The sequence below is a fragment of the Dyadobacter diqingensis genome, assembly GCF_024220585.1.
Taxonomy (GTDB): Bacteria; Bacteroidota; Bacteroidia; order Cytophagales; family Spirosomataceae; genus Dyadobacter; species Dyadobacter diqingensis.
Genome location: NZ_JAMXKF010000009.1, coordinates 22,981 through 36,411, shown reverse-complemented (window position 1 = coordinate 36,411; position 13,431 = coordinate 22,981). Strand labels below are relative to the sequence as shown.

Annotated in this window: 13 protein-coding genes; 1 reads left to right on the top strand and 12 read right to left on the bottom strand. The window is 43.9% G+C overall.

Translation table 11 applies throughout. The features are described from left to right. Positions 1-12: 12 nt before the first annotated feature. The 12 genes from M1L62_RS21640 to M1L62_RS21585 form a co-directional block, all read right to left on the bottom strand. Complete coding sequence (locus M1L62_RS21640) at positions 13-1,104, bottom strand: aldose 1-epimerase family protein (RefSeq protein ID WP_254561716.1); 1,092 nt, start codon at positions 1,102-1,104, stop codon at positions 13-15. Between the two features lie 84 nt (positions 1,105-1,188). Next, complete coding sequence (locus M1L62_RS21635) at positions 1,189-2,007, bottom strand: alpha/beta fold hydrolase (protein WP_254561715.1); 819 nt, start codon at positions 2,005-2,007, stop codon at positions 1,189-1,191. A 160-nt stretch (positions 2,008-2,167) separates the two neighbouring features. Further along, the gene (locus M1L62_RS21630; protein WP_254561714.1) at positions 2,168-2,995 is read right to left on the bottom strand and encodes a sugar phosphate isomerase/epimerase family protein; all 828 of its coding nucleotides are present in this window, start codon (positions 2,993-2,995) and stop codon (positions 2,168-2,170) included. 129 nt (positions 2,996-3,124) lie between these two features. Next, positions 3,125-3,976: a sugar phosphate isomerase/epimerase family protein gene (locus M1L62_RS21625; protein WP_254562011.1), complete on the bottom strand. Its 852-nt coding sequence runs from the start codon at positions 3,974-3,976 to the stop codon at positions 3,125-3,127. A 68-nt stretch (positions 3,977-4,044) separates the two neighbouring features. Continuing rightward, complete coding sequence (locus M1L62_RS21620) at positions 4,045-4,809, bottom strand: 3-keto-disaccharide hydrolase (protein WP_254561713.1); 765 nt, start codon at positions 4,807-4,809, stop codon at positions 4,045-4,047. A 747-nt stretch (positions 4,810-5,556) separates the two neighbouring features. Beyond that, a complete protein-coding gene (locus M1L62_RS21615; RefSeq protein ID WP_254561712.1) occupies positions 5,557-6,117 on the bottom strand; it encodes a fasciclin domain-containing protein in 561 nt (186 codons plus the stop codon). Positions 6,118-6,260: 143 nt separating this feature from the next. Further along, on the bottom strand, positions 6,261-7,412 hold the full coding sequence (locus M1L62_RS21610) for a beta-1,2-mannosidase (protein WP_254561711.1): 1,152 nt from the start codon (positions 7,410-7,412) through the stop codon (positions 6,261-6,263). Positions 7,413-7,635: 223 nt separating this feature from the next. Further along, the gene (locus tag M1L62_RS21605) at positions 7,636-8,247 is read right to left on the bottom strand and encodes a YceI family protein (RefSeq protein WP_254561710.1); all 612 of its coding nucleotides are present in this window, start codon (positions 8,245-8,247) and stop codon (positions 7,636-7,638) included. Positions 8,248-8,393: 146 nt separating this feature from the next. Continuing rightward, entirely contained in the window at positions 8,394-8,951 is a 558-nt protein-coding gene (locus M1L62_RS21600) for an RBBP9/YdeN family alpha/beta hydrolase (protein ID WP_254561709.1), read from the bottom strand. Positions 8,952-9,170: 219 nt separating this feature from the next. After that, positions 9,171-10,250, bottom strand: a complete 1,080-nt coding sequence (locus M1L62_RS21595) for a formylglycine-generating enzyme family protein (RefSeq protein WP_374760315.1) — start codon at positions 10,248-10,250, stop codon at positions 9,171-9,173. A gap of 51 nt (positions 10,251-10,301) precedes the next feature. Continuing rightward, positions 10,302-11,741 (bottom strand): phytoene desaturase family protein, encoded by a 1,440-nt coding sequence (locus tag M1L62_RS21590; protein WP_254561708.1) that lies wholly within the window; start codon positions 11,739-11,741, stop codon positions 10,302-10,304. Between the two features lie 189 nt (positions 11,742-11,930). Then, positions 11,931-12,494, bottom strand: coding sequence for a DUF4142 domain-containing protein (locus M1L62_RS21585; protein ID WP_254561707.1), 564 nt, complete (start codon positions 12,492-12,494; stop codon positions 11,931-11,933). A 323-nt stretch (positions 12,495-12,817) separates the two neighbouring features. Here M1L62_RS21585 and M1L62_RS21580 point away from each other — a divergent pair, with 323 nt between their 5' ends. Continuing rightward, positions 12,818-13,264, top strand: coding sequence for a response regulator (locus M1L62_RS21580; RefSeq protein WP_254561706.1), 447 nt, complete (start codon positions 12,818-12,820; stop codon positions 13,262-13,264). The last annotated feature ends 167 nt before the right edge of the window (positions 13,265-13,431 follow it).

Here is a 13,431-nt window from a genome sequence, read left to right as displayed (position 1 = left end):
TGAAAAATTGGTTTAGTTATAATCTATTAAAAACTCCTTGATTGTCTCCTCGTCATGTAATATGTCCAGTTCCAGCTCGTAAACCCTGCTTTGTTCCGGTTCGATAAATATCAACGAGCCATCTTCCCTGGCTTTGGCCTGACCGGTCAGCGGATGTGTGCTTGGTTCCAGACCTGTCACGTATTCTCCCTTTCCCCAATGCTGCCAGTTCGCAAACCAGGGCAGTTGTTCTTTTTTAAATTTCAGGAAAGCTGCAAGCCCGATTTTAGGATTTGATAATCCGCACACACTGTTTCCGAAAATATCCGCTTCAATATCTACCAGCACAACCTCTTCGCCACCACCCAGATGATCATCCAGCGGTGCGGCGCATTTTTTAAAATTGTTACCCGCCTTAAAGATCTTTGCATTTTCCCCGCCGTTTCTCGGATGCCAGTTTCCCTTCCAGACAATATCCGCACCTTCGTCGGCCAGCGGCCAGCCAAAGTTGAAATGATAAAGCAGCATATGCGGCGCAGGCGTATTTCCTCTGTTAATCACCTCGTCATGAATACGGATACCAGCCTTTCCAAGCGTTGCAGAAATCGTCCGCTTTAATTCCAGACTTGGCCCGAAAGGTTTCGTTTCCCGGATAATCCCGGTAATACTCATTTCCAGATTGCCTCTCCTGGGATCCGGCTGAATAATCGAAATAATTTCAGCGGGGATATTACTGATTTGCCCATGTAAACCGCGCTCACCATGTTCGTCGGATTCAGGACCTCCGACATGCGACAATCCGCAGGTGGTAAGCAATCCACCTCCGAAGGTTTTCAGCCAGTTGATCCCATGATCGGAAAAAGGCTGCGGATACGTAATGCCACCATGACTCAACCAGGCCAAACTGTGTTCATTATAAAAAGCATCGGCAATATCCATCGCGCGGTCGATCACCACTTTAAATCGCAGACCAGCTCCCGTGTTTATCCATGCAATCCGCGTTCCACGTCCCGCTCCGTTGTCAAGAACCGAAGTTTCGATGCCTCCAATTTGAGCATGATTGGATACTTTGTCTATCCAGCCCGGGTCTATCCAGTCCTGATTTATCGCAACACTGTCCTTCATTTCTTTTTATTAATTAAAAATATTATCCTAATAAAAAAAAGAGCGCAATGCATCTCATTTAACCTGTTTTATATTAAAATGACTCTAATTATTCAGTAACCAGTCGCGGACTCTTGGATTAAAATCAGCCGTATTTTCAAAATGAAATGCATGCCCCAGATTTTCATACAGGAAAAGTTCAGCTTCCGGAATGCCGTTGGCAACCTCTTCAGCCATCCATACCGGTGTGAAAATATCCTGCCTCCCGCCAATCACCAGCGTCGGCTTATCAATTTTCCCAAGATCTGCCAATGCGTTGTGATTAATACACGCCGCTGCCTGTCCTTCCAACCCGTGTAGTGGCTGGGGAAATGGATTTGCCCCATCCTGCTTACGTCCTGTTTCAAGCTCCGTATGTTTTTCTTCATTATCCCAGCTTGATTTTGAAAAGATCAGCAGCTGAATATACAAACTGAATTCTTCCGGTCTGAACCGGGCCTTCGCATTCATAATATGCTGAAATAACCCTTTGGCATAATTGTCGCAGCGCGCCCACGGACACATCAACACAAGTGACTGTACCTTATCCGGATGACGGATTGCAAGCTGCTGCGCAATGGTACTGCCCATGGAGCAGCCTACTACACGCACTTTTTCAACCTGAATAACATCCAGTAAACCGGCGTAGTCATCTGCCATCTGCTCGGTGGAATAAGGGCCCGAAGGTTTATCGGATAACCCCACGCCACGGTTGTCTCCAACGATACATCTAAAATGAAACTGCCAGTCTGCCAGGTGGACGTTCCACACCGACCCCGGCGCCGTTATACCCATAATCAGCAATAAAGGCGTGTCATCCGGAGAACTTCCCGAACCACGCTCTTCATAATGCAGGTGTATTCCGTTGGTTTTTATTGTTGGCATTTGTTAAAGCTTCTGGCTATTAGTTTGTGGCTTTTAGCCTTGTTACCGTTTCGATTTCGCTATTTTTACTTCCAACTAAAAATCACTAATTGGAAAATCCAGATGTATTTCTTGTTGGGTTTGCCGGCAATTTTGCAAGCTAACCGCAAATAGCCAACCGCTATCGCAGTCCAGGAATTAATTCTTCCTGAATCCACTTTCCGTCATGTAATGTCACAAAATCCGGGTCTTCCAATGCTTCCTCACCTTCGTCTTCACAAATGATCCAGCCATTGTAATTAATATCTTTAAGCCATTGGGTCACGCCCAAAAGATCAACCTTGCCTTTTCCCATCAAAGCAAATTCCGGGCTCCCGTTCCAGTCTTTGAAATGTACGTGGTTGATCAATGACTGGTATTCTTTCATTTTTGCCAACGGGTCCATCCCGCCGTTGATGATATGTCCAACATCGGGAGTCCAGCCTGTTACCTTTGCGTCCAGGGATTCCAGCACAACGCGGTAATCTTCCTCGGTACGGATAATGGATGAATGGGGAGAGTTGGGATGGTAACTGCACGGAACGCCTTTTTCGGCCGCCCTGGCAGAAACCCGGTTCACAATATTGATCAGGTTTTGCTGACGCTCGGCCAGGTTATGACGACCGGTCGGTATCTGAACCGTATTTAAAACCGCACCGGGAAATCTTTGCAAGACACTGATCGCATGGTCAGCCACTTCTCTTTCGCGTTCCGTTTCTTCGGGTTCATTCCAGTCAAGGGCAAGAGCCAGTGCGGCCAGTTCAATGCCCTGCTCTTTTAATTTTGCTTCAAGAAGTCCCGGATCGATCAAATCACCCATCCAGGTAAAAATGGGTTGAATTCCGGAAAACCCTGCTTTGGAAATAACCTCGATCATATGTCCCAAACGCCCCTGATGGGTTTGTCCGCTGTTACTCATAAACCAGGTGTATACTTCTGAACCGAAACGAAATGGGAGCTTTTGTGACATTATGAATGGTTGAATATTAGCTTCGAGCGTTGCGCTGTTGGCCTATGGAAAATCATGAATTCTGAATCCCGGAGTCCCGGGGCGTTGCCCCGGGCTGAGGTAATAAGTCCGTTGGACTGATCTCGGATTTTATAAATTGTGTTTCTGGCCCATTTCCCGGATAAATTTATAACCCTTTTCCGCAATGTCCCACGGGTCGGAGAATTCCCTCCACACGCCTATGGCATTTGCAAAATCAGGGTCGTTCCGGGAGAATGCTTCGATGGTGAGCCAGCCTTTGTAGTTTATTTTCGCAAGTGAAGAAAATGCGCTATCCCATAAAACCTGGCCTTCGCCCGGTGTTCCTCTGTCGTTTTCGCTGATGTGAACGTGTGCTAAAACCGGTGCAATGGTATCCAGCGCAGCCGCATAACTTTTTTCTTCGATGTTGGAATGGTGCGTATCAAACATCGCTCTGACATTCGGATGGTCTGCCGCTTTTACAAGTTTCAGTAATTGCTCCATCGTATTGCACAGATAACATTCAAAACGGTTCAAGGCTTCCAGCGCAAAAACAATGTTGGCCTGCGCCGCATATTCAGCAGCCGCATGAAGCACCTCACCTGCCAGCGCATACTCCTGATCCAACGCCGGACGGTTCACAAAAACAGTGTGCGCCGAATGGAATGGCCCGCAAATGATTTTAGCATTCAGATCATGCGCGCGGTCCACCCCCCACTTAATCTTATCCAGCGCTTTGCCACGCACCTCGGATGATTCACTAACAGGATTGTCATCCTTGCCCATCGTCATCACCGTTGTCGTTTCCAGACCAAGATCACGGGTATAATCACCCATTCTTTTATATGCGGCAAGGTCCTGCGAACCCAGATAAAACTCTACGCCGTCATATCCAATTTTCTTTAATCTGTCAATGATTGGAAACAAATCGTCCGACACCGCTGCCGTCCAGGCAAGCACATTAAATCCTATTTTATTCATCATGATCGTTATTGGCAATGAGCGGTCAGTGGCAGAAAACTACCACTGACCGTTTGAAATCAATACAACTATTGTTTGATACGAATGTTTTTATATTCAACTTTCATTGGCGGGCCCACATGAACCTGCACACCTAAAAGTCCTTTTGATTTTCCATTTACTGTATCGTTGTCGGTAACGTCGCTCATTAACACACCATTGATATAGTGCTGGAGACGGTTTCCTTTTACAACCAGGTGAAACTCATTCCAGTCCTCACCTTTGATTTTGGTTTTCAATTCATCGGACGTACCCAATGAACCGCTTACCGTTCTGCCCAACCAGGCGTTATTTTTCAGATTCGCTTTGAAAGCTTCCGGTGATTTGTCCGTAGGATCGTTTACTGTGACAATTTCACCACGGTAAGCAAGTGTTGTTCTCTTTCTCTCTTCGTAATTCTGGCCGGTATAACGGTTTGCTCCGTCGATATCTGCCTGGTATCCGCGTAATGCGTTCGGAACGTCCGTCAGCTGCTCACTGCGGTAGTTAATTCCTGAGTTACCCTTTTCAGTAATTTTAAATGAGCCTTTTAATTCAAAATCTCCCGGCTGTCCGCCTTGCCAGATAATGAATGAATTTGTTTTCAATAAGGTCTCAGGTGTGATTTCTCCCACCAGATTCCCATTCTCAACACGCCAGTATTTAGTATCACCTTCCCATCCTTTTAAACTCTTACCATCAAAAATTTGTACGAACCCTTTTTCTTTCTTTTGCGCCAGGCAGGAATTCTGGATAGAAACCAGGGCAATCACGAGGATTGCCCCTACTGCGGCAATATTCAATTTGGAACTCATTTTAGACAGCATTTTATACGTTTTTAGACTTCTGAATGATTAAATACCCTTACTCTTTCCTGCTCCATAAAGCGTATTTATATTCCAACACTCTTTAAAAAGAAGAAAATAATATCCAAAAATTCCTAAAATTATCGAGCCGACTATCCTGTACTAACCTGCTTATCCCGATTTAAAGCGGCAATTCGTGATTTTTTCAAGGTTATTGCCAGTGACTTTCCCACCACCCGCAGTGAATATACTTTTAAGTGCTGGTAAATGGCTACCAATCGTCGTAAATATAATAGTTAAAACCAATCACAAGGGTAGCCTGTATTCCCGAAATGTGACTTGATAATTTGTTTCCACAAGTTACTTAATAATTAATTAAACCGAAATTCCCTTACGATTATCCTATTTAACAGCGAAATTGGCATAATTGTATTTTTTTGATTTACGGAATAATTGTGCGATCTACCGATTCTGCATCGACCGTGTTGTTAAACATCGCTTTGCAAAGAGCTGATCATACTTCTCTGGTCAAATATACGTTCCGATGTATTTACAACCAGGATAACCTAAATAGCTATACGCAGGATTATTTTTTATCTTTTTCGAAGTTTAGCAGAAATGAACGAAAATATAAAGCCCCCGGATTTCATGAATACCTACAAAAAGATTCAGCCCAATTCCAGACCAGAAACTTTGTTCCGGCTTGGAATTGGGCTGAACTTAATACCCAACTTCACTTTCTCTACACCAACGATACTAGGGCATCAAGACTTTGTCAATCACATGGATCACGCCGTTTGACTGATACACATCTGCTGTTGTAACCTTTGCCATATTACCTTTTGAATCGGTAACGATTACATTTTTACCTTTCATCGAAAAAGTAAGTTCCTCACCCTGCACCGTTTTCGCCATTGCTTTTCCACCACCATCCTTAATCATCATCATCACCGACTTCGCATCCACCTTTCCCGGAATCACGTGATAAGTCAGGATCGAAGTAAGCATGGCTTTGTTTTCCGGTTTCAGCAAATTATCAACCGTACCAGCGGGCAGCGCTGCAAAAGCATCGTTAACCGGTGCAAAAACAGTAAAAGGACCGGGTCCTGATAAGGTTTCTACGAGACCAGCCGCTTTAACAGCTGCCACCAACGTCGTGTGATCCTTAGAATTTACTGCGTTTTCGATGATGTTTTTAGAAGGATACATCGCTGCACCACCCACCATTACTGTTTTTTCCTTTTGGGCAAACGCACTGAACGCAGTTAACAGCGCCACTGCAAGCAATCCCGAAAATTTCATTTTAAGCGTCTTCATATGGAAATTTAGTTTGTTGATGTTGTCTCCATATACGCCCGGAAATTTCTTTTGGATTGATCTATGTAAAGAAAATATATAAAATAACTAATTAAATATCAGTTACTTCCAAAAGCCGCTATCAAAAAATTACTCATACGAGGTTATTTGGATGGAATCGGATCCCCCGGAGCTTTGGCCGCAGGATCATAAATGGCAACGCCAACTTTTGAATCAGCACAGCCGTAATACAGCAGCCATTTTTTCTTAAAATAAACCATCCCTTCAATAAAAACTGTCCCGGCAACGTACTGTCCGCTTTTTTCAAAGGGCTCCATCGGTCTGAAAAACGGAACATCCAGTCTGCTTATTAATTTAGAAGGATCGTTTTTGTCAAACAAAACCTGTCCTGCACAATAACTGTTTGGTGTATAACGAAGATCGCCGTTAGCACCTGCATCATTTTTCCCATTGTATAAAAGCACAATGCCTTTGTCCGTAACGATGGCAGGAGGTCCGCATTCAGTTAAATTGCTGTCAAAAAATCCCTTTCTGGGCGATATCAGGTTAACCAGATTTTCCTTTTCATCCACCAACGGCGTCCAGTTGATCAGATCGGTAGAAGTGGCAACGTTGACATTAGCCTCTCCGAAATACAGCCAGTATTTGCCGTTAATTTTGGCAATAACCTGTTTATCATTGACCAGTTTAGTCACCAAAGAACCCGATTTCGACCAGATGTTATTGAATTTTCCGTTGTAAGCTTTTAAAAAAGCCGGTCCATGTTTTTTCCATTTAACCAGATCTTTGGAAGTCGCCACACCCAGCCTTGCCTTATCCCGGTTCCACTGGGTATAGATCAGCACATAAGTCCCATCCTCGGTCACCGCAACCCGCGGGTCTTCACAACCTCCCGGCCATTCGTTTGCCTTCTGGCTATCTTCGTCAGGATAAAAAACAGGCGTTTTCTTTCGTTTAAAAGTCGTCCCGTCCGTACTTTCTGCATAACCCAGACGGGAAGTGCGATGCCCTATGTTTTTTCCTGCCTTATCCTCTGCACGGTATAACACCACAATTTTGCCATCTTTTATCGTAGCGGCCGGGTTAAAGGTATCGTTGGATTCCCAGTCGACCATTTTTTTATTCATCGGACAAAAGAAATGCGAACTCGTATCGGGCGAGATAACCGGGTTAACACGGGCAGGCCTTTTAAAACCGCCAAAAGCCCAGTCAGGCAATGTATTTTTGGTTTGCGCCTCAGCCTGAACCGATATCAAAAATAGTCCAAGTAATATCCCCTTTGCTGAATTTTTCATTGACAATATTTTATATTGATGATTAACTAATCAAAGAAGTTAAGACACGCCGCCTACCCTAAGACCGCCTCAAAAGTTAAAAATCAAAGCCAGCCCGCATTAAACATTACTGTACTTTGCAAATTCAGATTGCGCTATAAGCAAAAAAGTCCTGTCTGAATTTTATCAGACAGGACTTTTTAAAAGTTATATCCCAAGCCGTTCCCCGACTTGCCGACAACTTTTATTTATTCGCTACAAGATTAACATCCAAAGTAAAATCGTTTTCGATTGCTTTGTCTCCAAGGTTTTCGAAGAAATTTTTCGAACGGAATTTGATATCATATTTCGTTCTGTCGATAACAATTTTCGCGTCAGCAGTAACTTTTTTAGCATCAGACTTCACTGTCGCAGGGAATTTCACATCATCAGTAATTCCTTTGATAGTCAATTTACCAGCCACATCATACACATCACCACCTTTTGGTGTAACCGAAGTGATCACAAACTTCGCCTGTGGATGCGCTTCTACTGAGAAGAAATCAGGGCTTTTCAAATGGCCAGTCAATTTCCCGTTCATTTCTGCATCTTTAACGTCAGTTACAGTCAAATTCTTAACGTCAAATACAAAACTTCCACCTTTTAACTTTGCTCCATCAACAATAAGCGATCCGCTATTCAAAGGAATTTCTCCTGCATGCGTGCCGGTAACTTTTTTTGCACCCCATGTTAGTTTGCTGCTTTTTGCGTCCACTGCCAATGTCTTATCTGCGGATTTAGACTTACCCGGACCGCCAGCGATTACAGCAGAATTTACAAATAGTCCAACCAATGCAAATAGAATGATTTTTTTCATGATTTGTTTGACAATTAAAATGGATAAAAGAATGTATAAATATAAGGATACGATTTTACAAAAAAGGTAAACGGGCACGTAAATCGCACCCGATACACTGTACTAGCCCAATTACTACTTGATATGCAAAATCCTGAACAACCTGTTCATATGATACTCGCAAGCTCTGAACTTACCAGTTGTTTTAATATCTCTTTTCCTTCCGGCCAATCCTCCAATCCTGAAACGGCATTGATATGGCCCTTTTTCCCCAGATTTACAAATTCACTGCCCCATGCCTGGGCAAAGGCCTGTGAACGTTTGATGCTGGCATAAATGTCATTGGTACTCGCCACCACAATACTTTTAAAAGGAAATGGCGTAAATGGTATTGGCGTAAATCCTTCCACAAAATTTAGTCTTTTCGACAATTCAGCATCTGCCGGGGCTACCAGCAATGCGCCCACGATCCATGGCGAGCTAAAAGCAGCAGCCCAGTGCGCAACGGTTATACAGCCCAGACTATGCGCAATCAAAACAGTCGGTTCGGTCAGCTGGCTTATGATTTCCTGTAACCTGGCCACCCAATCCTGTCGTACCGGCCAGTCCCAGTTGTCCTGTTCAATACGTCTGATAGCATCCGGATACTGGTTTTCCCAGATCGTTTGCCAATGTTGCGGACCCGAGCCAGCTAAACCCGGAACTGTCAGAAAGCGAGTACTCATATATACTTTGCCGGTCTGTTTATTGCACTTTATTTTTCGATCCCTGTGATCAAAATTGTTATGTCACAAAGTAATGCTTATTTATTGAAATAAACAATAGTATATAAAGTCTATTTATTTAATAGATTAAAAATATTTTATTTCTGATAAACATTGAAAGACCGTTTCAAGTCCATCCAAACATGCATATCCCTGCATGACAAGGAGTTAAAGTTTAATTTATTTTCCCGCTTTCACGCAGCGAAATCCAAGGTTATTACTGCCACTGGTTGTTTCGCCTTTTCCACGACTTCCTGCTTTGTAACGAATGCAGTATTCATCACTGCAAAGGAAGGACCCGCCTCTTTGCACATGTTTTTCTGCACCGGGCTCATCCGGATCGTAGCTATCTGATGGACCTTTGGGATTTTTTGCAGGGCTTTTCTGGTAATAATCAGGTCTATACAAATCCTCACACCATTCCCAAACATTGCCGTCCATGTCATACAAACCATACGGATTGGCCGGAAATGTTTTTACAGGTGCAGCGCCGGCATAACCATCCTCCTTTAAATTTTTATCAGGAAAACTTCCCTGGTAGATATTCGCAACCCATTTATTGGACGGCTTCAACTGATCGCCCCAATAATAGGTATGATTTCCTTTTCCTCCCTGCGCTGCAAATTCCCACTCTGCCTCAGTTGGGAGACGTTTTCCAGCCCATTTGGCATAAGCTGCCGCATCTTCATAGGAGATATGAACCACGGGAAAGTTTTCGCGCCCTTTGATCGAACTTCCTTTTCCTTCGGGATTAGCCCAGCTGGCACCCGGAACATAATTCCACCATAACAGAGGATTTTCAAGAGAAACCTTCTGTGTAGTCGGGGTAAATACGGCCGAACCCGGAACGAGTTTATCTGCGGGAACACCCGGATAATCCGCCGGATTTAACGGACGTTCTGCAACTGTTTTATAATTTGTTGCCGCTACAAATTTGGCATACTCCGCATTGGTAACCTCATGCGTATCCATCCAGAATCCGTCAACGGAAACCTCATGCATCGGTCTTGAATCAGGAAATTCATCCGCACCCATCAGGAATTTCCCACCGCCAATCCACACCATGCCGGTTGTATCTCCGCTGCCTTCTGTAATTTCCTGATGACTTGCCAAAATTGCCGATGCTCTCGTAGGCATGCCATCCGCGATACAATGCGCAAGGCTATCCGCTGTTTTTTCCGCAGCCGTTTGTTTTTTCTGGCAATTAAAACTGATTCCCGCAACCAGTATCATCAGGTACAAATTCTTAAAACGCTTCATTTCAATCTTTATTTATCTTATTACTGATAAGCCAATTATTCAAAGAAATACTTACTCTGCTATCTTGATTTTAAATACGTCTTTAAGTGCCTGTTTCGCCGCATGATAACCACACATGCCATGCACCCCGCCACCCGGAGGTGTTGATGAAGAACAAATATAAATCCCTTCCGCGGATGTTCTGTATGGGGACGCACTCAAAACCGGGCGTGTATACAGCTGGAAAATATCCTGGATACCTCCATTGATATCTCCGCCTACGTAGTTGGGGTTATAATCTTCGATCTGCTGCGTATTCATGGTGCTCCGGCCGATGATCAGATCTTTAAAACCGGGAGCAAAACGTTCAACCTGATTTTCGATCGCTTCGGTCATATCTTCCTTAGAGCCATTCGGGACGTGGCAGTATGCCCAGCCGGTGTGCTTTCCTTTCGGCGCACGCGTACTGTCAAATACACTGGGCTGCGAAAGAAGCACGTAAGGTTTTCGTGACTGATTCCCCAATGACGTCATTTTCTCAGCCGCCGCAATATCTTCCAGGGTATTGCCCAAATGGACCGTTCCCGCACCTCTGCAAGCCTCCGCCTTAAACGGGATCGGTTCGCTCAGTGCCCAGTCCACTTTGAAAACGCCCATTCCGTAACGATATTTCTGCAACCGGCTGATGTAGGAAGAACTCAGTTTATCTCCTGCGATAGCAACCAGTTGTTTAGGGGTAACATCAAATAAAACTGCTTTGGCTGGAGGAAGCTGACTTAATGAACGCACCGGAAAATCGGTTTGCACCTCCCCGCCCAAACTTAAAAACAAAGTGGTCAGTGCGTCAGCGATTGACTGGGAACCGCCTTTTGGAATAGGCCAGCCGGCAACGTGAGCCGCGGCCATCAGCATAATTCCGATCGCCGAGGTTGCCAGGTTTTCCAAAGGCTGGATGGCATGAGCTGCCATACCTGCCCATAGTCCCCTTGCCTCCCTTGTTTTAAATCTTTTCGCCAGCCAGGTAGCCGAAGGCAAGGCTTTCAAGCCAAATTCTGCGAGTGCAATCGGATATTTTGGCAAAGGGAAAGGTCCCAGCAAATCCGGCAGCAACTTTGGCAAATCTCTAACCACAGGGCTCATGAAGCGCAGATACGCCTCACAGTCCTTGCCAAGACCTTCTGCCGTTTTTTCAATGGACCTGTCCAATACACCTGCCGTGCCGTCGTCGAAGGGATGAGCGGCAGCAAAAGTCGGCTGTATCAATTCCAGTCCATATTTTTCAAGCGACAAGCTTTTTAAAAACGGCGACAAAACTGCCATAGGGTGCACCGCCGAACATACATCGTGCAAAAAATCTGGAAGTGTTAATGCTTTGGTTCGCATACCACCGCCGATTTCCTTTTTACCCTCTACCAGCAACACAGAAAGTCCCTGTTGCTGTAAAGTGATGGCGGCCGACAGCCCATTGGGACCGGAACCTACTACAATGGCATCGTACTCCGTCTTTTGCACAATTTTATGATTCAGATATTCAGCGCAGTGGTACCCAAACCAACTACTCTATAAAACTAGTAGACAAAATAACTCTATATACTTTCAAAAAACAAACATTCATAAAAATAAGGTTTGTTATGATCTGTTCTGACAACAAAAAAGGAACAACCTTTCGATTGTTCCTCTTGCTTTACGAAGTCATTGATGTTACTTCAATTTGTCTTTCAAATTCTGGACTGTCTCCAAATGGTGGTTAAGCGTCGGCAATTTTCCAGCCGCCCACGATTTCACCTCGGCATCTTTTGCGTCCTTCGAAGCTTCTTCAAATTCCTTTATATCCATTTTGTGATCATCAACCATTAATGACAAATAAGCCTTATCAAAATCTTTTCCTTTTTTCTCGGCAAGGTCATTGTATTTCTTTTGCTTGTCTTCACTTAATGCTGCAGGCAACGTAATGTTCTTTTGAGCGGCCAGCGTTTTCAGCTCATCGTTAGCTTTGGAATGGTCTTTAACCAACATACTTCCGAAATCCTTAACATCCTTGGAAACGGCGTTTTTCTCAGCAAGCTCACCCAGCTGAACTTCAAACATGCCGCCATCAGCAGCTGCTACCACGAATTCTGTATCATCTTCCAGTTTGGTATCGTCAAATTTCTGCTCGTTCTGATCTTCCGCCACCTCTTTGCTGTCCTTATTTTCAGAACTGTTACATGCCGAAAATGTCAATATACTTGCCAAAAACAGGGCGCTTAGTGTTATCTTTTTCATGATTATTTTCATTTTTAGTGATATTATAATCAGATAACAATAAAAATTTGTGCCAAACAGCATAAGTTGCCCCTCCCGTGTTCAGACAACATAAAACATCCTGGCCCTATTTTATTTATGAATATTCCCTGACCCATAGTGTTGATATTAATCATCATCGGGGTTAGCATTATATTTTGTATTTTTAACTTAACTTACAGAAAAAGAACGCAAAAACGGCGCTTCTGATCTTCTTACAATATTTTTCAAATGCTTTTTGCTAAAACTTATATTAATTTTAGTGCTTTAACTGACGTAGTTCAATACTCCGCAATACCCTAAACATGACCTTAAACGCCCCCTGCACTATTTTTTTAGCCGACGATGACGAAGATGATACGTTCCTGTTTCAGGAAGCATTGGGACAAATTCCCCTTCCTGCCGAACTGACCGTTGCTGAAAACGGGATGGAACTGATGCGAAAGTTAGCGGAGAGCGAACGTATTCCCGATCTGATTTTTCTGGATATGAACATGCCCGTTAAAAATGGGCTGGAATGTCTGATGGAGCTGCGCAGATCGGAAATGTACAAAGAGACACCCGTTGTTATTTTATCCACTTCCGTGGCTAGTTATCTTCTTGAATCCGCTTACAATGCGGGAGCAAATCTGTACGTTCAGAAGCCCACGAGTTTTTCCAGCCTGATCGGTATTTTAAATAAATGTCTGTTGCGGAAAGATAATCTTACACCACAGCCTGAGTTATCCGAATTCCTGATTGCAAACGAATGAGCATTTTTTAACTAACAGTCTCAAATGTGAGTAGATACTTCCGCATCACGAAACTTGTGGAGTAGCGCTTAAATAGAGATAAAGCACTGTATAATAACAAGTTACAAACAATAACACTTTTGCCAAGCTTGAATTAAACGGCTGGTACTGATTTATTATACTGCTGA

Coding starts and splice junctions, on each gene's coding strand:
- M1L62_RS21600 (WP_254561709.1), bottom strand. CDS start 8,951: ATGAGTACTCGCTTTCTGACAGTTCCGGGTTTAGCTGGCTCGGGTCCG.
- M1L62_RS21605 (WP_254561710.1), bottom strand. CDS start 8,247: ATGAAAAAAATCATTCTATTTGCATTGGTTGGACTATTTGTAAATTCT.
- M1L62_RS21625 (WP_254562011.1), bottom strand. CDS start 3,976: ATGAATAAAATAGGATTTAATGTGCTTGCCTGGACGGCAGCGGTGTCG.
- M1L62_RS21595 (WP_374760315.1), bottom strand. CDS start 10,250: ATGAAGCGTTTTAAGAATTTGTACCTGATGATACTGGTTGCGGGAATC.
- M1L62_RS21580 (WP_254561706.1), top strand. CDS start 12,818: ATGACCTTAAACGCCCCCTGCACTATTTTTTTAGCCGACGATGACGAA.
- M1L62_RS21615 (WP_254561712.1), bottom strand. CDS start 6,117: ATGAAGACGCTTAAAATGAAATTTTCGGGATTGCTTGCAGTGGCGCTG.
- M1L62_RS21640 (WP_254561716.1), bottom strand. CDS start 1,104: ATGAAGGACAGTGTTGCGATAAATCAGGACTGGATAGACCCGGGCTGG.
- M1L62_RS21585 (WP_254561707.1), bottom strand. CDS start 12,494: ATGAAAAAGATAACACTAAGCGCCCTGTTTTTGGCAAGTATATTGACA.
- M1L62_RS21610 (WP_254561711.1), bottom strand. CDS start 7,412: ATGAAAAATTCAGCAAAGGGGATATTACTTGGACTATTTTTGATATCG.
- M1L62_RS21635 (WP_254561715.1), bottom strand. CDS start 2,007: ATGCCAACAATAAAAACCAACGGAATACACCTGCATTATGAAGAGCGT.
- M1L62_RS21630 (WP_254561714.1), bottom strand. CDS start 2,995: ATGTCACAAAAGCTCCCATTTCGTTTCGGTTCAGAAGTATACACCTGG.
- M1L62_RS21620 (WP_254561713.1), bottom strand. CDS start 4,809: ATGAGTTCCAAATTGAATATTGCCGCAGTAGGGGCAATCCTCGTGATT.